We start from the raw sequence: 20,549 nt of genomic DNA, 5'->3' as shown, positions 1-20,549 counted from the left end.
ATCACCACGTCTAAGAAGTTTACTTCACTTGCTTCTCTGTAACTGAACGAGCAACCATTAATAGCTCCTTCGGCTCTAAACCTTTAGACACGAGCATATATTCTACTCCGTTATGCGACCACGTTAAAGAATCTTTCGTCAATGCCCCAATTGTAAAGCCAAGATCAACCAATTCTCCGCTCACACTTATCGCTGACGAAGCCTCTGCAACTTTTGCCTTTTCTTGTATCAAAGTAAAGGATTTCTTACTTCCAGTGTATGTGAGTATCGCACGCTTGCCACTGTCTGTCTTCAACTCTTTTTCATCTTTCAAAACCATACCTTGCGGCGTATCACGCGGATACAAAATAGCAAATGGTTTGTCTTCTTTCGCTGTTGTTTGAACATCTACTTGCGCTCTAGACATATTTTGTTTCGTATCAAATGCACCTTTATCAAATTTCGCATCAAATTTCACTTTTGAGAAATCTACTTTCACAAGAACATTTTGATCATTATCCATTAACTTCACCGAAACTGGTGTTAAATCACTTTTCTTCAATGTAATCTCTTGTTTCGGCAACATGTTTTGATGTTGATAGTTTGTTTTTGTTTTAAAAATATAATATTTATCTGTTTTTTCAAAAGTAAGGTTTTTCTTGTCCTGCAAAATATCTCTCACAAGGGATTCATATAAATAAGCCTGGCTACTATTTTGCGGCCAATCACTTTGGAAACGGAAACTCTTATTAAGTGCTGGCGTTAATACAAATACCCCTTCTTCATTTCTTAAAATAATTTGGCTTTGATCTTTCTTCGCATTCTGCAAATTCACACGATAAAAAGAAGGCTCTTTATGCCATATTTCTACCTTATACTCCTGAGGCTCATTCCCTGTTTTAATAGATAATTTCGCTTCAGCTTGATAACTTTTCATCCCTTTTACTTTCGCCTCTAAATCTCTCACAACATCATCTTGTTTCTTTTCCATACAACCGGCCAACACAAAAACGGTTAATAAACCGACAAGAACTAAAAACAGACGCCTTTTCATCACTTCAGCCCCTTTGCCCCTATAAATGAGTGGAAGATGTGCCTTCCTTATCGCTACCACAAATATATGAGACAAAGATATAAAATATGCAGACTAGCTTGACGAGCTTTCTAAAACCACTTGGGCAACAGCAAATTCCTTACTATGACTAATTGATAAATGAACAATATGCTCTGTACTTGTAACGAGAATCGGCTTACCTCTATCATCATTTCTTACTTCAATATCTAAAAAACTTACTTCTTTCCCGATACCAGTCCCTACCGCTTTTGAATACGCCTCTTTCGCCGCAAATCTTCCAGCTACAAACTCTGTTAGACGACTTCCCTTCAGTTCCTTAGCAACATTCCGTTCACTTTCAGTTAAAATACGCTCCATAAATTTAAGTTTTCCATCTAGCATTTTTTCAATTCGATTCAATTCGATAATATCGATTCCAATCCCTACAATCATTTCACATTCCCCTTCTTCTATTTAGCTTTCTTTTTTCATATTGTAAGAATAACAGAGAATCTTTCTGATGCAAAAGGAGTGATACTAACAACATGCTAATACCTTCTGCCCGCATTTCCTTACAACCAATCGTCATCACTTTACTTCTCATACAATTAGTCATGATTATGTTAGGCGACTTTTTTCTCTTTCCTATGGCATCCTACAATGAATATATCGCTAAAGGAGAATGGTGGCGTCTCATAACTTCCTTACTTGTACATGTAGACTTACAACATTTCCTTTCTAATAGTATTTGTTTATTTGTACTTGGCTCTTCTATTGAAAGACAACTAGGGCACTTTTCTTTCATCATTATTTTTTTCCTTTCTGGCATTCTTGGAAATATTTCTTCTTATCTTATTATGCCTCTTGAATATATTCATGCCGGAGCATCTGGTGGTATTTTTGGATTGCTAGGTGCACAATTATTTCTACTATATAGTCGATATCGTTCTTCCAATCCAAGAGACATCGCTATTTTTTCAATTATGATATGTATATTACTACTATTCACTTTCTTCAATCCCTCTGCTAACCCTATCAGCCATTTAACAGGATTAATCATTGGTGGTATTTGCACTCCTTTATTAATAAAGTGAAACTTTAATCAGTAGGGGTTTTACGGGGCAAAAAAATTCGATGGTGCAGAGCTTATTTAATATAAAAGCTCGCACCATCGATAATCTCTACATCTGTTTGTTTACTTAAATCTCTCATTAGTTGAAATAAAGACTCATCCTTCTTCTTCGCCTCAATCATACAATCAATTTGCGGAACACTTCCCTTTATCTTTTTTAAAAAAGATAAAAAAGTATCTACATCAATAAAGTCCGCATGCGCTCTCGGATCTTTTCCTTCTCTAGGACTAGAAATATGCATTTTCACTGGTAACAAAGACGATTCCCACGTATGTACAACACGCGCCCAATCTTCATACCAATCTTCTCGATCATGATTCATCATATGGTGATGCAAATCAAACACGACTGGAATATCTAATTTTTCACCTAAATATAATGTTTCTTCTAAAGAAAAGGTCGTATCATCATTTTCTAATATGATCATCTCTTGAATACTCCTTGGAACACTTGACCAATTTTCTATAAAGCGTTCTAATGCGAGTTCCTTATCGTTATAACCTCCGCCCACATGTAATACGCATCGTTGCTTATGTTCAATTCCCATACCTTTTAATAATTTTTTATGCATCTGCAATGTCTTTACGGATTGTTTAAAAATTTTCTCCTCAGGTGAATTCAGCACAACAAAATGATCTGGATGGAAATCAATACGCATATTCATTCGAATGGCGTAATCACCTAGCATTTTTAAATTTTCTTTTAAGGGGCGAATATAATTCCACTCTAACAAATCCTCATGATTCGCTAAAGGAACCAGCTTGGAACTAAGCCGAAAGAAAGATATATTATGCCCTTTATTATGCTTTAATAACCGTAAACAATTTTCTAAATTCGAATTAGCAATTCTTTCAAGTTTACGGATTGCAGCCTCTCGATCATCAATTCGTTGAAACTGCGCATATGTCATCGTTTGAGATGGAGATGCGTTCTTTAGATGTACACTCATTGCAACATACCCAAGTCTTACAAGCATATAGCACCTCTTTTCTACACAAGTTATTATGTAGTATGTACAATTACAGAAATAAAAAAAGAGAATGCCGGCAAAGGGCATTCTCTTTTTTTATTAAGCTTGTGGACGGCTATGATGTTTTCTTTCGCCGCGTCCATTTGAAGATCCAGGGCGACCTTGACCTTCACCTTTACGCCCACGGCTACCGCCATCACGATTACGATCACGGTTACCACCATCACGATTGCGATCACGGTTACGGCCATCGCCACCGCCGCGTCCATCACGGTTACGATCACGGTTACGACCATCGCCACCGCCGCGTCCGTCACGACTACGATTACGGTTACCATCACGGTATCCGCCTCCGTTACCGCCGCGTTTTTTAGAACCGCCACCTCTTGAAACAACTGGTGGTTCTGATGTTAAAGCGATTGGAGTTGTATCTGGCTCTTTTGTCATCATTTTTAAAGCAGCAGCTACTACTGTTACAGAGTCGTTCTCTTCTAACATTTCTTCTGCAATACGCTTGTAGTATGATAAGTTATCATTTTCAATTGTGCTTTGAAGTTTTTCAGCGATTAAACGTTGTTGACCTTCTAGTGCCTCGTCAAGTGTCGGTGCATCCATACGGTCCATTTTACGTTTTGTTGTACGCTCGATATTTTTTAATTGTCCTGATTCACGTGGTGTTACAAATAGCATTGCAATACCTTTTTTACCTGCACGACCAGTACGGCCGATACGGTGAACGTATGATTCTGGATCTTGTGGAATATCGAAGTTATATACGTGTGTTACGCCTGAAATATCAAGACCACGTGCAGCAACGTCTGTTGCAACAAGAACTTCGATAGAACCTTCTTTAAATTTACGTAGTACAGACATACGTTTCGCCTGTGTTAAATCACCATGGATACCTTCTGCAGCATAACCACGTAAGTTTAATGCTTCTGATAATTCATCAACACGACGCTTTGTGCGACCGAATACGATTGCAAGTTCTGGAGATTGAATATCTAGTAAGCGTGTTAACACGTCAAACTTTTTCTTTTCTTGCACTTCTAAATAGAACTGCTGAATGTTTGGCATTGTTACTTCTTTTGCTTTTACTTTAATGTGTTGAGGCTCAGTCATGAAACGCTCAGCAATACGACGGATTGGATCTGGCATTGTTGCTGAGAATAATAATGTTTGATGCGTTTCTGGCACATCTGTTAAAATTGCTTCAATATCTTCAATGAAGCCCATGTTTAACATTTCATCCGCTTCGTCAAGAACAACTGTCTCTACGTTTTGTAAGCGAAGTGTTTTACGGTTAATATGATCTAAAATACGACCCGGCGTACCAACAATAATGTGTGGGTGTTTTTTTAGAGCGCGAATTTGGCGGTTAATATCTTGACCACCATAGATTGGTAAAATACGAACGCGTTTATGTTTACCAATTTTGTATAGCTCTTCTCCAACTTGAATTGCTAATTCACGCGTTGGCGCGATAACAATACCTTGTACTGATTCTTTATTTGTATCCACTTTGTCTAATAGTGGTAATCCGAATGCTGCTGTTTTCCCTGTACCTGTTTGTGCTTGCCCAATAATATCTTTACCTTGCAATGCATGTGGAATTGTTTCAGCTTGAATCGGCGTAGCCTCTTCAAAGCCCATACTTTCAACAGATTGCAGTAAAGACTCACTTAATCCTAATTCTCGAAATGTTGTCAATGTTACTTCTCCTTTTCTATCCTATACTTATCATTTAAAAAAAGGCGTTTTCCGAATTTGCGGAAAAGCCCTTTTCCTGAATGCTCACGTATATAAACGGGCGTATATTCTTCGCGAAAATACTTCTAAACGTTATTACACTTTATCAATTATAAGTTTTGTATGTGTAAAAAGCAAACCCAACTGTTACCTTATTTTCATATTCAGAGTTTTTTTCTTCACTTTTATTTTTTTATATTTACTGTAAGCGCTTATTATAAGTTTCTTCTATTTTCGCAGCTATCATCCCTATTTATATACACCAATTATTTCAACATCGTAATTACTTCTTCCAATTTCATACCGCGAGATGCTTTTATTAATACCACATCTTTCGCATCGACGACCGCTTGCAACTCTTTTACTAACTCTTCTTTATTATCATACGCTTTTACACGTTCATTAGGAAAATTAATTTTCGCTCCTTCAGCAATTTGAGCCCCTAATTTACCATATGTGAACACATATGAAATTTTTGCTGGATCGATTAATTTACCTACTTCATAATGAAACTGTACTTCTTGATTTCCAAGCTCTAACATATCACCAAGTACAACAATCTTTTTAGCAAATCCATCTAAGCCATTCATTAAATGAAATGCTGCTTCCATAGCCGTTGGACTTGCATTATAAGCATCATTAATAATTGTTAAACCACTATTTGTTTTTACAATCTCCATACGCATGCCTGTCATTTGAAGTGTTACTAAACCTTCTTTCATCTCTTCCCACGTTACACCGAAATGTTTCGCAATTGCCATTGAAGCAAGCGTATTATACACATTGTGTTTTCCTAATACCGGTAGATAGAATGAAATATTTTCTTCTCTGTTCATTTTAAAGTGTGTCCCAGTTGCCTGTAATGTTACAGTCGTTGGATAATAATCATTTGCTCTAGCGTCACCAAATGTAACTGTTTCAGCTATTAAATTCATTTCAGGAACACGATTTGTTAATAATGGCTCATCTCCGTTATATACGAATACTCCACCTTCTTGTAATCCTGTCACAATTTCTAATTTCGCTTCAGCAATCGCCTCACGGGAGCCTAAGTCCATTAAATGCGCCTCACCAATGTTCGTAATGATAGCTGCATTTGGACGTGCTAACTTAGATAAGAATTCAATTTCCCCTCGGCTTGACATTCCCATTTCTAATACAGCTACTTCTGTATTTTCTTCTAAATTTAAAATAGTAAGCGGTAACCCGATATGGTTATTAAAGTTTCCTTCTGTTTTTTGAACTTTGAATTTAGTCGCAAGAAGACTTGTTACAATATCTTTTGTAGATGTTTTACCGTTACTACCTGTCACACCAATAACTTTCACATCCAATTGATCGCGATAGTTTTTCGCTAACATTTGTAATGCCGATAGCGTGTCTTCTACAAAAATAACTGGAAGATTCTCAGGTGGATTCGCTACACCTTTCATCCATAATGTTGCCACAGCTCCATTTTCAACAGCTTTGTCTACAAAAGCATGTCCATCGAAACGTTCACCTTGAATTGGAACATATAAGTTTCCCTTTTCAATTTTTCTCGTATCAATAGACACTCCTTGTATAGTAATTCCCTCATATCGCTCTGCTAATCCCGCACCATTTACCATCTGTTCTACTTGTTTTAACGTTCGATTTATCATGAAAACACTCCTTACATAGAGGAAGCACTATTCCTGCGAATAGTGCTTCCTCCTTTTTTTGTTAGATTGTATATTTAATTTTTTGTTTTTCCTCGTGACGCGCAATTGCTAAATTGATTAGCTCTTCAATTAATTCCGGATACGGTAATCCAGTATGTTGCCATAATAGAGGGAACATACTAAACGGCGTAAATCCTGGCATCGTATTCACTTCGTTAATATATACTTCTCCATCTTTAGTTAAGAAGAAATCAGCTCTTGTTAAGCCAGCACCATCTAACGATTGGAATGCAATAATCGCATCTCGCTTAATAACGTTAGACTCTTCTTCTGTCATTTCAGCTGGAATAATTAACGCTGTATCGCCATCGATGTATTTCGACTTATAATCATAGAAGTCTTTTTTCGGTACAATTTCACCTACAACTGAACATTTCGGCTCATCATTACCTAGTACACCAACTTCTACTTCACGTCCAACAATATTTTCTTCTACAATAATTTTGCGGTCAAATTGGAACGCCTCTTCAAATGCATTCTCAAGTTCTTCACGATTTTTACACTTATTAATACCAACACTTGAACCAAGGTTTGCTGGTTTTACGAAGCAAGGATATCCTAATACTACTTCTACTTTTTCATATGCTGTTTCACGATCTTTTTCCCATGTGCTACGAATGAATGATGCATATTTTGCTTGTTTCAATCCAGCTTCTGCAAAGATGTTTTTCATAACAACTTTATCCATACCAGCTGCAGATGCTAGAACACCATTTCCTACATAAGGAATATTCATTAATTCTAATAATCCTTGAACTGTTCCATCTTCACCATTTGGTCCATGTAGTAATGGGAAAATAACGTCAATAGCATTTTCCTCAGAAGCTGCAGATGGAATGATTTCTGTGCTTAATGATAACGGAGAAATCGCATTTTCTGCACCGCTCATTTTTAGAACTTCAACATCTGTTACTTCACCTTCAATACGCTCACCGCGCACCCATTGACCTTGTTCTGTAATATAAATTGGATGAATCTCGAATTTATCTTGATTTAATGCTTTAATAGCAGCAAGAGCCGTTTGTAGCGAAACTTGATGCTCAGCTGATTTTCCACCGTATAATAAACCTAATTTAATTTTTGTCACTGAAATCACCCTAACCAATTGTTTTCATTTTTCTATTTTAGCACTTTTTATAAAAATAGGTAGTTCCTATTTGAAATAAAATGTAACTTCCACAAATAAATAAATGACACCACTGATTGGTTTTCTATACTTTTTCTACTTACATTTCTTCATAAATATATAAAATTGCAACCCAATCTAGTTATGTACCTAGACTATGTAGAAATCCCCTTTTTGTGTATGTCATCTACTCATTAAGAAGATTGTTTAGTCAGTGTGCCTTTTTGCCTTTGTTCAACGAGACGATCTAAAGAAACATATACAATACCTGCAACTACACATCCTACAGCTAAAATTGTGAATAGAACGTGGCCAAGTAATCGGTCCAATAAAAAACCTCCAAGAAGTGGACCGAATGCGCCTCCTGTAATCCACTGCAAACTTGCAGCTCCCATATAAGTCCCTCTCAAGTGCTCAGGAGCCAAATTCGCTACAAACGTCATCTGGACAGGCGACATAATCATCTCACCTAACGTATATATGGCATAAACGAACAGCAACGTTATTAAAATAATCGTAGCATTTGCATCGAATGCTCCAAACCACTTCGGTAACCATCCGATAAAGAACAAACCAATCCCAAACAAACATGCACCATATAACATCGTCTTCCCGACAGGTTTATCTGTGGCCCATTTTGAAATTTGAAATTGGAACAACACAACTAATAGTCCATTTAAAGCCATTAAATATGGATATGGGTTGTTAGTTTCAAAAATACCTTTCATTTCATTATCAAAGTGCAGTGGCAACATGCCTTCTGTTTGAGAAAATCCCATCGAAATAATGATACCTGCTAACAAATAAATCATTAGTGCCTTATCTCTCATTACAATTTTCCAAACCGCCCCTGATTCTTTTTCTTTATTCTCTTCTTTATTCGCACTCTTTGGCATTGTCTCTTGAATAAGAATGAATACAAGTAATGCATAAAACAACATCGTAGACGAGGCAATAATAAACACAAGGTTCTTCGACAACATAACTACTGAAGCGCCCATTATCGGGCCAATTGCAGCACCTATATTGTGCCCCATTCGTAATAAGCCATATGCTTCTGTTCTTTTTTCTGGCGTTGTTACATCCGCAACCATCGCTGATGCAGCTGGATGAAATAGCGAATTACTTAACCCTAAAAAAACAGATAAAATCGCATAGGGAATAAATCCTTCTATAAATAAAAAACCAAGCATTAATACCGCATTACTCGTCATCGAAAATATCATAATCGGCTTTCTTCCATATATATCAGCAATTCTTCCCCCTATAATTGATCCGAAGCTTGCTGCAATTGGAGAAAGCGCCATAATAACTCCAACCTGTAATAGTGAATCTACCTTATCTTTTAAATATAATGCAAAAAAGGGCATCAACATCATCATCGCAATTCCATTTAACGTCTCACCAATAAACCGAATCCATACGTTACGGTCCATCTCCCTTAACTCACGCCACGTATTTTTCATAAGTTCCCCCCTTAGTTCCCCAACAATTATATTATATATACAATCAGAAAAATGTAAATTTTCAGAACAAAAAATCCATCCTAACAGAATTAGAATGGATTTTTCTACTTATAAATTTGCTGCATCTTCTTCGTCTTTACTATTATTTAAAGCACTATGTTTTCGGCTATATAAGAAGTAAACCGCAATACCGATAACCATCCATACCCCAAAACTAATCCAAGCCGTTCCGGATAATTGAAGCATTAAGTATAAACAAAAAATTACCGTTAACGCTGGTAAAATTGGTACAAGCGGCGCCTTAAATGCTCTTGGTAAATCAGGATGAGTTCTTCTCATTACAATAACGGCTACAGCTACAAGTGCAAAGGCTGATAAAGTCCCCATATTTACAAGATGTGCTAACACATTTAAATCTATTAATCCTGAAATAAGTGCTGCAATAATTCCCGTTGTCCACGTATTTAAAAACGGTGTTTTAAATTTCGGGTGAACTTTAGCAAGACGCTTCGGCAATAATCCATCTCTACTCATTGCATACGAAACACGTACTTGCCCATACATCATAACTAACATTACTGTTGTGATTCCTGTAATTGCTCCTACTGAAATTACTCCCGCTAAACTATCTTGTCCAATAAATTGAAGTGCAAAGGCAACTGGATCTGATATATTTAACTGTCCATACGGAACAATTCCTGTCAAAATAAGTGAAACAACAATATAAAGAACCGTACAAATTAATAAAGATGCAATAATGCCAATTGGTAAATCACGTTGTGGACGTTTCACTTCTTCTGCTGCCGTTGAAACTGCATCAAACCCTATGAATGCAAAAAACACTGTAGCAGCTCCAGCCATTACACCATCTAAGCCAAACGGCATAAAAGGTGTCCAATTTTCCGGTTTTACATAATTAAAACCAGCAAAGATAAATATGAGAACAACCGCTAATTTAATAAACACCATAATGTTATTTATTCGTGCACTTTCGCGAACACCTCTAGATAAAAGAACTGTCATAATTAAAATAATTAGAACTGCAGGTAAATCAATTATTCCACCCTTTCCTGTACCAGGTGCTGAGGAGAGAATAGTCGGAATGTGAATCCCAAATCCCTTTAATAAAGATTGAAAATAAGCGGACCAACCATTTGCTACAGCAGATGTAGCGAGTAAATATTCAAGCATTAAGTCCCATCCAATTAAAAATGCGAATACCTCTCCCATCGTCGCATATGTGTACGTATACACACTGCCTGAGACAGGAACTGAAGAAGCGAATTCAGCATAACAAAATGCAGCAAAGGCACAGGCTAACGCGGCTATCGCAAATGATAATATAATAGCTGGTCCAGAATGTTTTGCTGCTACCACGCCTGTTAAAACAAAAATACCTGTTCCAACAATTGCCCCGATTCCAAGCATAGTTAAATCCAATGCCCCTAATGTTCTTGCTAACGTCTTTTGCTTACTCTCTTGCATTAACTTTGCAATAGGCTTCTTTTGAAAAATTTGCTTCATAGCATGCCCCTCCAAGTTTTAAATTTTCTGAAAATTTTTAATTCGCTTTTTTATTTTACTCATAGCACTTTCCCCAGTCAATACTTTTGTCGAAATAAGTAGAAACCTTTCGGAATATACAATATCCTTATCGTTGTTTCTATATATCTTTCCATAACTTTTTTTGGTATTATTATACATGTCGATTCCAAAAAAAGAGGCATGCTCAATAAGTGAGCATACCTCTTTTTACTTATTTTACAGTATATGAACCCTCTTCAATCCAGCTATACATATACTTTTCATCTTCAGTCTCATGTGCTTGTTTTACAATACGAAGTGGACGGAATGTATCTATCATAACAGCTAATTCAAGCGTTTCTTTCTTCCCTATACTCGCCTCTGTTTTCCCAGGGTGCGGCCCATGAGGAATTCCGCTCGGATGAAGTGTAATAGAACCTTCTTCCACACCTTTCCGGCTCATAAAGTTTCCTTCTACATAGTACAGTACTTCATCACTATTCACGTTACTATGATAATATGGTGCCGGAATAGATTCTGGATGATAGTCGTATAAACGTGGTACGAAAGAGCAAATAACAAAATTGTGACCTTCGAACGTTTGATGTACTGGAGGTGGCTGATGAATACGACCTGTGATTGGTTCAAAGTCCTCTACATTAAAGACCCACGGATATAAATAGCCGTCCCAACCAACAACATCTAACGGATGGTGTCCTAAAACATGTTTATGCATATACCCTCGCGACTTTGTCATTACAACAAACTCACCTTTGTCATCATATGTCTCTAATTTTTCAGGGCCACGAATATCTCTCTCACAAAACGGACTATGCTCTAACAATTGTCCGTATTCATTACGATAGCGACGCGGCGTTGTAATTTGACTATTTGCCTCGACAACAAGAAACTTAGTCTCTCCTTCATCTGGAATAACACGATAGATTGTTCCAATTGGAATCGTTACATAATCACCTTTTCTATAGTGAATCGTTCCAAACATCGTTTCAATTTTCCCAGTTCCGTAATGAACAAACAACATTTCATCTCCATCTCCATTACGGTAGAAATAATCCATTTTTTCTGTTGGACTCACTACTCCAATTAACAAATCTTCATTTCCAAGTATGAAATTTCTTCCACTTATTGCATCACCATTTTTTTTATTTTCTTTCGTGCGGAAATGACGATGAGAAAGAAGGGCATCCTCTTCATACTGCAACTGACAAGAATGCGATACCGCCGAATGCGATACTTCCGTTGGCATATAATGATGATACAAAATAGACTGCGTACCAGAAAAACCTTTCGTTCCCATTACCTGTTCCCGATAAAGCGACCCATCCTTTTTACGGAATTGTACATGTCGTTTACGAGGTAGCTCCCCCATGTGACGATAATACATGCCCATCACCTGCTTCCATTTCTTTTTTGACCGTATTACGTAATGTACCTAAACCAGTAATCGTAAGTTCTACAACATCCCCATCTTGCAGCCACTCTTCCGTACCCAGTTCTAAAATGCAGCCTGTTCCTACTGTCCCAGAACCAATCACATCTCCTGGATATAACGTAACGTCTGCCGAAGCACGCTCAATCATTTCAGCAAATGTATAGTAAATATCTTGGAAGTTTCCCTTTGATAATAGCTTGCCATTTACATGAGCAGTCATCTCTAACTCATAACGGTCACCGTTACGATAAACATCTAATTCCTCTTTCGTAACAAGGTGAGCTCCTAATGAAGTTGCAAAATCTTTTCCTTTTGCCGGACCGAGTCCTACCTTCATTTCTGTTGCTTGTAAGTCCCTTGCACTCCAGTCGTTCATAATACAATAACCAAAAATGTATTCTTCTGCTTGCTCACGAGAAATATTTCTTCCTTCTTTCCCAATTACGCAAGCAATCTCTAACTCATAATCAAGTTTTTTAGATTTATTGGGAGAGATTACAAAATCATCCGGACCAATTACAGCACGATGGTTCGTAAAATAAAAAACCGGGAAATCGTACCATTCAGGTACAACATCTAGCCCTCTTCGGCCACGAGCCGTTTTTACATGCTGTTCAAACGCGTAAAAATCCCGAATACTACTCGGATTAGGAATTGCTGCCGCTAATTGTACTTCCTCTAAGGCATATATACCCTTTTCTGGATTCTTAATCTTACGCAATACTTCTACATACTCATCCGCTTTCTCTAAAAAGGCGAACATAGAAGAAGGTAATTTCCCATTACTAGCAAGATTCATATCAATTACTTTGTTACCTTCAAGCCATCCAGCTCGCATTTCTTTCGAAGGAAGACGAAATGTAACAAATTTCATCATGATTCCTCCCTATGAAAATGAAATTTCCACCAACAAAAGAATTCTTGTTGGTGGATATAAATTTTATAAATTTCCGCGACGCTCTTGTTCTCTTTCAATTGATTCGAATAATGCTTTGAAGTTCCCTTCTCCAAATCCGCGAGAACCTTTACGTTGAATGATTTCAATAAATAAAGTTGGACGATCCACAATTGGTTTCGTAAAGATTTGTAGTAAGTATCCTTCATCATCGCGATCTACTAAAATCTTTAATTCTTTTAACCTATCAATTTCCTCATCAATTTTACCAACTCGTGCACTTAACTCATCATAATAAGTATCTGGTGTATCTAAGAACTCCACACCATTTGCACGAAGTGCTTCAACCGTTTTAACAATGTCATTTGTTAGTAAAGCAAGATGTTGTACACCTGCTCCATTGTAGAACTCTAAATATTCTTGAATTTGTGATTTTCGCTTTCCATCTGCTGGCTCGTTAATAGGGAACTTAATACGACTTCCATTTGTCATAACTTTCGACATTAAAGCTGAATACTCTGTACTAATATCATCATCATCAAAATGGATCATTTGTTTAAAGCCCATAACGTTCTCGTAATAACTAACCCACTCTTCCATTTTTTCAACATTACCAACTACGTGGTCTACAGCAATTAAACCTGACTCTTCAAATGGAATATTAAACTCGACCTTTTGGAATCCTGGCATAAATGTTCCTTTATAATTTTTACGCTCTACAAGCGTGTGAATTGTATCACCATACGTACCAATAACTGCTTTTTTCAAGGTACCGTTCTCGTCTGTTAACTCTACAGGTGGAGCAATTGCAACGGCACCACGTTTCACTGCTTCCGAGTATGCTTTATCAACATCGTCAACAAGTAATGCCACATCTTTCACGCCATCACCATGAGTCTTTACAAACTCTGCAATACGGTTGTCGCTACTTAAAGCTCCAGACACAACAAAACGCATATTTTTTTGCACAAGAACATAAGATACCTTTTCACGATTACCAGTTTCTAACCCAGAGTAAGCCACAATTTTGAATCCGAATGCTCTCGCAAGATAATAACTTGATTGCTTTGCATTTCCTACGTAAAATTCCAAATGATCTACATCACGTACTGGAAAAAAGTCCTCCATTTGTGCAGCTAGCGTATCCATAGATTTTTGTTTCATAAAATCCTCATCCCCCTGTAAATAGATTAAATGGTCCATACTTAAAACCAACCGAAAACGCTTCCAACATCAATTAATAGAAATTAGTTAGCAAGCTAACAAATTCTGACCTTTAAAATTTTCTATCTTTTCTGTCAAATTCCTCTTTTTTTCTTACATATAAAATTCGACTTTTTTCTCTTTACATTACGGAGGAAATATTAATACTTGAAGGTATATATAAGAGGAAAATAAAAAAGACCCCAACATATTAACTACTGACTAATATGCTAGAGTCTTTATTTTTTTTGAATGATTGTATTTATATGCCTCATACTAATATATTTGCAAGGAATAGAATAAATGATGTTAATACTACCGCCCCACCTAATGATCCTAATAAATCTGTTTTTGTTACTTGTAACACTTGTTCACTGTTCATATTCCTCATTCTCCTTTCATTTTGTATGATTTGAAACTTTTATTATACTAATACACTTGATAGAAATACAATTAATGCCGTTAATACTACTGCTCCACTTGCTGATCCTACGAAGTCACCTTTTGTTACTTGTAATACTTGCTCTTTCATTTTGCATTCTCCTCTCTTTTTTTCTTTTGTTACAAAACCTCTATTATACTAATACGCTTGATAGAAATACGATTAATGCCGTTAATACTACTGCTCCACTTGCTGATCCTACGAAGTCACCTTTTGTTACTTGTAATACTTGCTCTTTCATATCTTTCATTCTCCCTTCATTTGTTTTTTGTTACAAAACTTCTATTATACTAATACGCTTGATAGAAATACGATTAATGCTGTTAATACTACTGCTCCACTTGCTGATCCTACGAAGTCACCTTTTGTTACTTGTAATACTTGCTCTTTCATTTTGCATTCTCCTCTCTTTTTTTCTTTTATTACAAAACCTCTATTATACTAATACGCTTGATAGAAATACGATTAATGCCGTTAATACTACTGCTCCACTTGCTGATCCTACGAAATCACCTTTTGTTACTTGTAATACTTGCTCTTTCATTTTATGTATCCTCCTTTTAATAAGTTATCTATATGTAATTTCTAAGAAATGTTTATTTCATAGTTTTTATGTTAGCGTTACATTAAATTTAATAACGTAACGTTTGTAACACTAATGTAACATAACTATTGTTACGTTGCAATATAATTACATAAATTTTATTACACTTTTTTTACGTTTTTTTATAAACACCCTTAAAACCTTGTTTTAATGCACTTTCTACTAAGTTGATATTTGTAATGTTCTTGTAATATTACAGTCATATAACGAAATATACCCATACTTACCTCTATTGTTGTTACAAATTAAAGTGCATATTCAAAATAATAAGATGGCGTCTATCAATTTTTCAATCACAATTCATGTGAGATAAAATACAATCTTTCCAAGATAAGTTTATATGTTTCCTCTATATAACTATGTATAATAAAAGCAAAGAGGTGGTCATTTTGAAATTAATCGCATTAGATATGGATGGTACACTACTATCATCTAATCTTGAAATCTCCAAAGAGAACTTACAAGCTATCCAAGCTGCAAAAGAGGCTGGTCATATTGTCATGATTTGTTCTGGTCGTGCAAAAGAGGATGCTTTAAAATTATTGGAAGAATATAAACTATCTCTTCCAGTTGGAGCGAGCAATGGGGCAATTGTTTATGTGGATGGAAAAGTAATTAACTCGCGTTGTTTACAAAACGATAAAGTATACAAGCTTGCAAAATTACTAGAATCTGAAGGTTTTCCTTATAAGCTATATACGAATAAAGGAGTTTATTCTCCATATACATGGCAAGATCAAGTCATGCAAGCGTTCGAAGAGAACAAGCATGCACTAGATGTTACACTTGAGGAACTTGAGAGAATTACAGAAAAACAAAAGAAATCAAACTTAATTACTGATTTCCAAAAAATCGAAGATGTTGTAAATAATCCAGAATTAGAAATATCTAAATTCTTCATTTTGACATTTAATGCAGCGCATCGTGCACAGCTATTAAGTATGTTACAAGAAGACACTGATATTTCAGTTACAGCATCAGCTCCTACTAATGTAGAAATTATGGATAAGCATGGTCATAAAGGGAACGGTCTACAAGAGATGGCTACTTATTTCAATATACCAATTGAAGATACTATTGCAATTGGGGATAACTTTAATGATGTACCAATGTTACAAGTAGCCGGCTTATCAGTTGCAATGGGAAATGCTGAAGAAGATGTAAAAAAACTATGTGATGTTGTAACATTAACAAACAATGAACATGGTGTTGCTCATGCAATCGAGCAATTTGTATTGAAACAAACTTCATCTAGTAAATAAAAGAAAAGGACTCTTTCTATTTGAAAGAGTCCTTTTCTTATACATGATGACAAGCAACAAAATGCTCCTCACCAACATTACGGAATTCTGGTACCGTTTGTTTACAAATATCTGTTGCAAACGGGCAACGTGTATGAAAGCGACAACCCGAAGGTGGATTTGCTGGACTTGGAATGTCACCCTCTAGTATAATCCGCTCTCGCTTCACTGTTGGATCTGGTATTGGCACAGCCGATAACAATGCTTTTGTATACGGATGAAGTGGGTTCGTAAATAACTCATCACGCGGCGCTGTTTCCACAATCGTTCCTAAATACATAATTCCAATTTTCGTACATAAGTGCTCTACTACGCTTAAATCATGTGAAATGAACAAATAGGATAATCCCTTTTTCTCCTGTAACTCACTAAATAAATTAATGATCTGTGCTTGAATAGATACATCTAGTGCTGCCACAGGTTCGTCAGCTACAATGAATTCCGGGTTTAATACCATAGCTCTTGCGATAACGATACGTTGACGTTGTCCACCAGAAAACTCATGAGGATACCGGTCAATATGATATGGGGCTAAGCCACATAACTCTAATACTTCTGTCACTTTTTCACGAACATTTTCTTTCGTCGCTAGTCCGTGAGCCAACATTGGCTCGCCAAGTGCTTCTCCAATTCTCATTCTCGGATTTAATGAACTAAATGGATCTTGAAACACAAGCTGCATATTAGGACGATGTTTTCTCAATTCCTCTTTTGATAGAGAATGAACATCGTGTCCTTTAAACTTCACTTCCCCCTCTGTTTTTTGGACAAGACGTAAAATTGTTTTTCCTATCGTCGTTTTCCCACTTCCTGATTCACCAACGAGACCGAACACTTCGCCTTTATTAATAGTAAAACTTACTCCATCAACTGCTTTTACATGTCCAACCGTTCTACTAAATATGCCTCCTTTAATCGGAAAATATGTTTTTAAGTTTTTTACTTCTAATAATGGTTCACTCATTGTTCCGCACGCTCCTCATATAACCAGCAAGCTACTTTATGATTCTCATCATGCACATTTAGATTCGGTGCTTCTTCTTTACATATTTCCATACAATGCTCACAACGACCGCTGAAGTAGCAAAATTCATTCAAACCGACTAAATTAGGAACTTGCCCTGGAATAGAATATAGTTTATCTATTCGTTTTCCCATCACTGGTTTTGATTTCAACAAGCCTTTCGTATACGGGTGTTTCGGATTTTGGAATATCTCTAGTACTGGGGCTTCTTCAATAACTTTCCCGCCATACATAACGACAACGTAATCAGCCATTTCTGCTACAACGCCTAAATCATGTGTAATTAATAAAATTGATGTTTTAAATTCCTCTTTTACTTGTCTTAATAAGTCTAATATTTGAGCTTGAATCGTAACATCAAGAGCCGTTGTCGGTTCATCAGCAATTAATAACTTAGGATTACAACTAAGTGCAACAGCAATCATAATACGTTGTAACATTCCACCACTCAGTTCGTGCGGATAAGAATGGACAATTTCATCCGCACGAGCTATGCCGACTTTACGAATTAACTCAATTGCTTTCTTATACGCTTCGTTTTTACTAAGTAATTCATGCTCCCTTAACGTCTCTACAATCTGTTCCCCTACAGTGAAGACCGGATTCAGCGATGTCATCGGTTCTTGGAAAATCATCGCAATATCATTCCCTCGTAAACTACGAAGCTCTTTCTCTTTCATTCCTAAAAGACTTTTTCCTTCATATAAAATATCGCCACCTACTACACTGCCGGATTCAGCAATAAGTCCCATAATAGATAAAGCTGTTACACTTTTCCCGCAACCCGATTCGCCTACAACACAAACCGTTTCACCTTCTCGAACTGTAAAACTAACATGGTTTACAGCCTTTACTGTTCCTTCCTCTGTCTGAAAATGTGTTTGTAGGTCTTTCAGCTCTACTACCGCTTTACTCATACCTTCTCACCTACCGTCTCATCTTTGGATCTAACGCATCACGAAGTGCATCACCAAGTAAGTTAATTGATACAACTGTTATAAAGATTGCGAAACCAGGTGGAATCCATAACCACGGACGCTTTTGGAAATCAATTAATGAGTTAGCTGCACTAATCATATTCCCCCATGATGGTGTAGGTGGTACGACGCCGAGACCTAAGTAGCTTAGTGCGGACTCCCCTAAAATAGAACCTGCAACACCTAATGTAGATACAACAATTAATATCGGTAAAACATTAGGGATTAAGTGATATATAATTTTTCGGTAATCTTTTATTCCTAACACATCAGCAGCTTGCATAAACGCTTGCTCTCTAAGTGATAAAATTTGACCTCTTACAAGACGTGCAAGCCCCGGCCAACCTACTAAACTTAAAATAATCATAATGACATACAGACGATAATCAGATGGTACTTTCCACTCTGATAAAATCGCCCCCATTATAATAAGTAATGGTAATCCTGGCATCGACATTAAAATATCGGCAAGACGCATAATAATATTATCAACGATGCCTCGATAAAAACCCGCGATAGCTCCTAATACAGCTCCTAGTATCACTGATAAAACCATTGAAGCTAGGCCAATCGTTAATGAAATTCGTCCCGCTTGCATAAGTCTCGTTAAAATATCTCTCCCTAATTGATCTGTACCGAGCCAATGAGAAAAACTAGGTGGTTTGTTAATTAACGCAACTTGTATTTTCCCTGATGCATATGGTGAAAAGAACGGACCGATAAAACAAAATAAAAACATAAAAATTAATGCATATAATCCTACGAGCGCCATCTTATTTCTCTTTATCCTTTTAAGAGCTTGTCGCCATGGCGATGATTCATTTTTTCTTCTCTTTTTTTCTTTCTTCTCTGTAATTGCTGTGACAGTCTCCATTTCTTTCCCCCCCTTACTTCAACCGAATTCGTGGATCAACAACTGCATATACGATATCTGCGAAAAAGTTTGAAACGATTGTTAAACAAGAAAGAAACATCGTAAATGCCATCAATACTGTATAATCACGGAAATTTAGTGCTTCCAATTGAATACCGCCAATCCCTGGCCAGTTAAAAATTTGTTCAATAATAATTGCTCCAGAAAACAATCCAGGTAACTCAAACGCGAGCAATGTAATAGCCGGTAAAATGGCATTTTTTAATGCATGTTTATAAATAACAGTCTTCTCTTTTAACCCTTTTGCTCGTGCCGTTCGTATGTAATCTTGTCTTACCACCTCTAACATACTCGTTCTAAAGTAGCGAGTTAATGAGCCCACACCAAGAAGAGTCAAAATAAATACCGGTAAAACCATATGCTTTGCAACCTCTATCACATAAGCGAATCCAGTTGAATTACTACCAACATCAATCATTCCACCTATTGGCAATAACTTAAGATCAACTGCGAACACCTTAATTAGAAACAGACCTATAAAAAATGAAGGAAATGACATTGCTGCAAAGATACCAATTGTTACAAGCTTATCGAATAAAGAATGTTGTTTTGTCGCTGAAAATACACCGATAATAAGTGCGATTAGCCAAATAAAAAACAATGCAACAATTGCTACAATAAAAGAGTTCCAAATAAATTTATTTAATAGTGATGTTACAGGTTCTTGATATTGAAGCGAAAAACCAAAGTCTCCTTGTAACGCATTACCTAGCCAGTGAAAATAGCGTTCAACAATTGGCTTATTTAATCCGTACAATTCCCGAAGCTCTTCCGCCCTTTGCGGTGTAATCTTGGGATTCGAATCAATATAATCCCCTGGAAGAAGTGCGAACAGGAAGAAAATAACAACTGACGTTCCCAAAAGTGTAGGAATCATTTGTAACAACCTACGAACGATATACGTTTTCACCCTTTTTCTCTCCAATCTTATGCTTAAAATAGAAGAACATTTTTTCGAATCAGCATATTACTAGCCGAATGAAAAAATGTCTTCTACTTATACATTCTTCTC

Annotated in this window: 22 protein-coding genes; 2 read left to right on the top strand and 20 right to left on the bottom strand. The window is 36.6% G+C overall.

The window, feature by feature from the left end:
* Window positions 1–19: 19 nt before the first annotated feature.
* The gene (locus tag FS742_RS25600; RefSeq protein ID WP_002096914.1) at window positions 20–970 is read right to left on the bottom strand and encodes a LolA family protein; all 951 of its coding nucleotides are present in this window, start codon (window positions 968–970) and stop codon (window positions 20–22) included.
* Window positions 971–1,126: 156 nt separating this feature from the next.
* Window positions 1,127–1,486: a holo-ACP synthase gene (gene acpS / locus FS742_RS25595; RefSeq protein WP_144616182.1), complete on the bottom strand. Its 360-nt coding sequence runs from the start codon at window positions 1,484–1,486 to the stop codon at window positions 1,127–1,129.
* Between the two features lie 92 nt (window positions 1,487–1,578).
* Between acpS and FS742_RS25590 the strand changes: the two genes are divergently transcribed.
* Complete coding sequence (locus FS742_RS25590) at window positions 1,579–2,127, top strand: rhomboid family intramembrane serine protease (protein ID WP_144616180.1); 549 nt, start codon at window positions 1,579–1,581, stop codon at window positions 2,125–2,127.
* A 52-nt stretch (window positions 2,128–2,179) separates the two neighbouring features.
* Here FS742_RS25590 and uvsE read toward each other — a convergent pair whose 3' ends face one another.
* The 14 genes from uvsE to FS742_RS25520 form a co-directional block, all read right to left on the bottom strand.
* Entirely contained in the window at window positions 2,180–3,142 is a 963-nt protein-coding gene (gene uvsE, locus FS742_RS25585; protein WP_144616178.1) for a UV DNA damage repair endonuclease UvsE, read from the bottom strand.
* Between the two features lie 93 nt (window positions 3,143–3,235).
* Window positions 3,236–4,846, bottom strand: a complete 1,611-nt coding sequence (gene cshA, locus FS742_RS25580; protein WP_144616176.1) for a degradosome RNA helicase CshA — start codon at window positions 4,844–4,846, stop codon at window positions 3,236–3,238.
* Between the two features lie 305 nt (window positions 4,847–5,151).
* Window positions 5,152–6,528 carry a UDP-N-acetylmuramoyl-tripeptide--D-alanyl-D-alanine ligase gene (gene murF, locus FS742_RS25575; protein ID WP_144616174.1) on the bottom strand — a complete coding sequence of 459 codons (1,377 nt, stop codon included), beginning with the start codon at window positions 6,526–6,528 and terminating at the stop codon, window positions 5,152–5,154.
* Between the two features lie 61 nt (window positions 6,529–6,589).
* Window positions 6,590–7,675, bottom strand: a complete 1,086-nt coding sequence (locus FS742_RS25570) for a D-alanine--D-alanine ligase (RefSeq protein ID WP_144616172.1) — start codon at window positions 7,673–7,675, stop codon at window positions 6,590–6,592.
* A gap of 233 nt (window positions 7,676–7,908) precedes the next feature.
* A complete protein-coding gene (locus tag FS742_RS25565; protein ID WP_144616170.1) occupies window positions 7,909–9,180 on the bottom strand; it encodes an MDR family MFS transporter in 1,272 nt (423 codons plus the stop codon).
* Between the two features lie 108 nt (window positions 9,181–9,288).
* Window positions 9,289–10,704 carry a branched-chain amino acid transporter BcaP gene (locus FS742_RS25560; protein ID WP_144616168.1) on the bottom strand — a complete coding sequence of 472 codons (1,416 nt, stop codon included), beginning with the start codon at window positions 10,702–10,704 and terminating at the stop codon, window positions 9,289–9,291.
* 232 nt (window positions 10,705–10,936) lie between these two features.
* Window positions 10,937–12,109 carry a homogentisate 1,2-dioxygenase gene (locus tag FS742_RS25555; protein ID WP_144616166.1) on the bottom strand — a complete coding sequence of 391 codons (1,173 nt, stop codon included), beginning with the start codon at window positions 12,107–12,109 and terminating at the stop codon, window positions 10,937–10,939.
* Window positions 12,075–13,031, bottom strand: coding sequence for a fumarylacetoacetate hydrolase family protein (locus FS742_RS25550; RefSeq protein ID WP_144616164.1), 957 nt, complete (start codon window positions 13,029–13,031; stop codon window positions 12,075–12,077). Before FS742_RS25550 ends, FS742_RS25555 begins: the two co-directional genes overlap by 35 nt.
* Window positions 13,032–13,097: 66 nt before the next feature.
* Window positions 13,098–14,216: a 4-hydroxyphenylpyruvate dioxygenase gene (hppD, locus tag FS742_RS25545; RefSeq protein ID WP_144616162.1), complete on the bottom strand. Its 1,119-nt coding sequence runs from the start codon at window positions 14,214–14,216 to the stop codon at window positions 13,098–13,100.
* Between the two features lie 310 nt (window positions 14,217–14,526).
* Window positions 14,527–14,637 (bottom strand): DUF3948 family protein, encoded by a 111-nt coding sequence (locus FS742_RS25540; protein ID WP_001083699.1) that lies wholly within the window; start codon window positions 14,635–14,637, stop codon window positions 14,527–14,529.
* 42 nt (window positions 14,638–14,679) lie between these two features.
* Window positions 14,680–14,787, bottom strand: a complete 108-nt coding sequence (locus FS742_RS25535; protein WP_000664237.1) for a DUF3948 family protein — start codon at window positions 14,785–14,787, stop codon at window positions 14,680–14,682.
* Window positions 14,788–14,830: 43 nt separating this feature from the next.
* On the bottom strand, window positions 14,831–14,947 hold the full coding sequence (locus tag FS742_RS25530; protein WP_000654250.1) for a DUF3948 family protein: 117 nt from the start codon (window positions 14,945–14,947) through the stop codon (window positions 14,831–14,833).
* A gap of 35 nt (window positions 14,948–14,982) precedes the next feature.
* Window positions 14,983–15,090, bottom strand: a complete 108-nt coding sequence (locus FS742_RS25525; RefSeq protein ID WP_000664237.1) for a DUF3948 family protein — start codon at window positions 15,088–15,090, stop codon at window positions 14,983–14,985.
* Window positions 15,091–15,133: 43 nt separating this feature from the next.
* On the bottom strand, window positions 15,134–15,241 hold the full coding sequence (locus FS742_RS25520) for a DUF3948 family protein (RefSeq protein WP_000664237.1): 108 nt from the start codon (window positions 15,239–15,241) through the stop codon (window positions 15,134–15,136).
* Window positions 15,242–15,690: 449 nt separating this feature from the next.
* On the opposite strand from FS742_RS25520, the gene FS742_RS25515 reads away from it, so the two are divergent.
* The gene (locus FS742_RS25515; RefSeq protein ID WP_144616160.1) at window positions 15,691–16,563 is read left to right on the top strand and encodes a Cof-type HAD-IIB family hydrolase; all 873 of its coding nucleotides are present in this window, start codon (window positions 15,691–15,693) and stop codon (window positions 16,561–16,563) included.
* Between the two features lie 37 nt (window positions 16,564–16,600).
* Here FS742_RS25515 and FS742_RS25510 read toward each other — a convergent pair whose 3' ends face one another.
* From FS742_RS25510 to FS742_RS25495, 4 genes are read right to left on the bottom strand one after another with little or no spacing between them, the layout of a single operon-like run.
* Window positions 16,601–17,566, bottom strand: coding sequence for an ABC transporter ATP-binding protein (locus FS742_RS25510; RefSeq protein WP_001294507.1), 966 nt, complete (start codon window positions 17,564–17,566; stop codon window positions 16,601–16,603).
* Window positions 17,563–18,543, bottom strand: a complete 981-nt coding sequence (locus FS742_RS25505; RefSeq protein WP_144616158.1) for an ABC transporter ATP-binding protein — start codon at window positions 18,541–18,543, stop codon at window positions 17,563–17,565. The genes FS742_RS25510 and FS742_RS25505 overlap by 4 nt, the downstream gene beginning before the upstream one ends.
* A gap of 10 nt (window positions 18,544–18,553) precedes the next feature.
* Window positions 18,554–19,477: an oligopeptide ABC transporter permease gene (gene opp4C / locus FS742_RS25500; RefSeq protein WP_144616156.1), complete on the bottom strand. Its 924-nt coding sequence runs from the start codon at window positions 19,475–19,477 to the stop codon at window positions 18,554–18,556.
* A 13-nt stretch (window positions 19,478–19,490) separates the two neighbouring features.
* Window positions 19,491–20,447, bottom strand: a complete 957-nt coding sequence (locus FS742_RS25495; protein ID WP_061677933.1) for an ABC transporter permease — start codon at window positions 20,445–20,447, stop codon at window positions 19,491–19,493.
* Window positions 20,448–20,549 lie beyond the last annotated feature (102 nt).

The organism is Bacillus cereus (genome assembly GCF_007678085.1).
Lineage (GTDB): Bacteria > Bacillota > Bacilli > Bacillales > Bacillaceae_G > Bacillus_A > Bacillus_A cereus_BE.
Note: the sequence above shows the minus strand (reverse complement) of the source record. Positions and strands in the feature narration are given on the sequence as shown.

Excerpts from the sequence above, each read along its gene's own strand:
- FS742_RS25505 (WP_144616158.1), bottom strand. The coding sequence starts at position 18,543 with ATGAGTAAAGCGGTAGTAGAGCTGAAAGACCTACAAACACATTTTCAG.
- hppD (WP_144616162.1), bottom strand. The coding sequence starts at position 14,216 with ATGAAACAAAAATCTATGGATACGCTAGCTGCACAAATGGAGGACTTT.
- FS742_RS25530 (WP_000654250.1), bottom strand. The coding sequence starts at position 14,947 with ATGAAAGATATGAAAGAGCAAGTATTACAAGTAACAAAAGGTGACTTC.
- uvsE (WP_144616178.1), bottom strand. The coding sequence starts at position 3,142 with ATGCTTGTAAGACTTGGGTATGTTGCAATGAGTGTACATCTAAAGAAC.
- murF (WP_144616174.1), bottom strand. The coding sequence starts at position 6,528 with ATGATAAATCGAACGTTAAAACAAGTAGAACAGATGGTAAATGGTGCG.
- FS742_RS25560 (WP_144616168.1), bottom strand. The coding sequence starts at position 10,704 with ATGAAGCAAATTTTTCAAAAGAAGCCTATTGCAAAGTTAATGCAAGAG.
- opp4C (WP_144616156.1), bottom strand. The coding sequence starts at position 19,477 with ATGGAGACTGTCACAGCAATTACAGAGAAGAAAGAAAAAAAGAGAAGA.
- FS742_RS25550 (WP_144616164.1), bottom strand. The coding sequence starts at position 13,031 with ATGAAATTTGTTACATTTCGTCTTCCTTCGAAAGAAATGCGAGCTGGA.
- FS742_RS25510 (WP_001294507.1), bottom strand. The coding sequence starts at position 17,566 with ATGAGTGAACCATTATTAGAAGTAAAAAACTTAAAAACATATTTTCCG.
- acpS (WP_144616182.1), bottom strand. The coding sequence starts at position 1,486 with ATGATTGTAGGGATTGGAATCGATATTATCGAATTGAATCGAATTGAA.
- FS742_RS25590 (WP_144616180.1), top strand. The coding sequence starts at position 1,579 with ATGCTAATACCTTCTGCCCGCATTTCCTTACAACCAATCGTCATCACT.
- FS742_RS25600 (WP_002096914.1), bottom strand. The coding sequence starts at position 970 with ATGGAAAAGAAACAAGATGATGTTGTGAGAGATTTAGAGGCGAAAGTA.
- FS742_RS25565 (WP_144616170.1), bottom strand. The coding sequence starts at position 9,180 with ATGAAAAATACGTGGCGTGAGTTAAGGGAGATGGACCGTAACGTATGG.
- FS742_RS25540 (WP_001083699.1), bottom strand. The coding sequence starts at position 14,637 with ATGAACAGTGAACAAGTGTTACAAGTAACAAAAACAGATTTATTAGGA.
- FS742_RS25535 (WP_000664237.1), bottom strand. The coding sequence starts at position 14,787 with ATGAAAGAGCAAGTATTACAAGTAACAAAAGGTGACTTCGTAGGATCA.
- FS742_RS25555 (WP_144616166.1), bottom strand. The coding sequence starts at position 12,109 with ATGTATTATCGTCACATGGGGGAGCTACCTCGTAAACGACATGTACAA.
- FS742_RS25525 (WP_000664237.1), bottom strand. The coding sequence starts at position 15,090 with ATGAAAGAGCAAGTATTACAAGTAACAAAAGGTGACTTCGTAGGATCA.
- FS742_RS25520 (WP_000664237.1), bottom strand. The coding sequence starts at position 15,241 with ATGAAAGAGCAAGTATTACAAGTAACAAAAGGTGATTTCGTAGGATCA.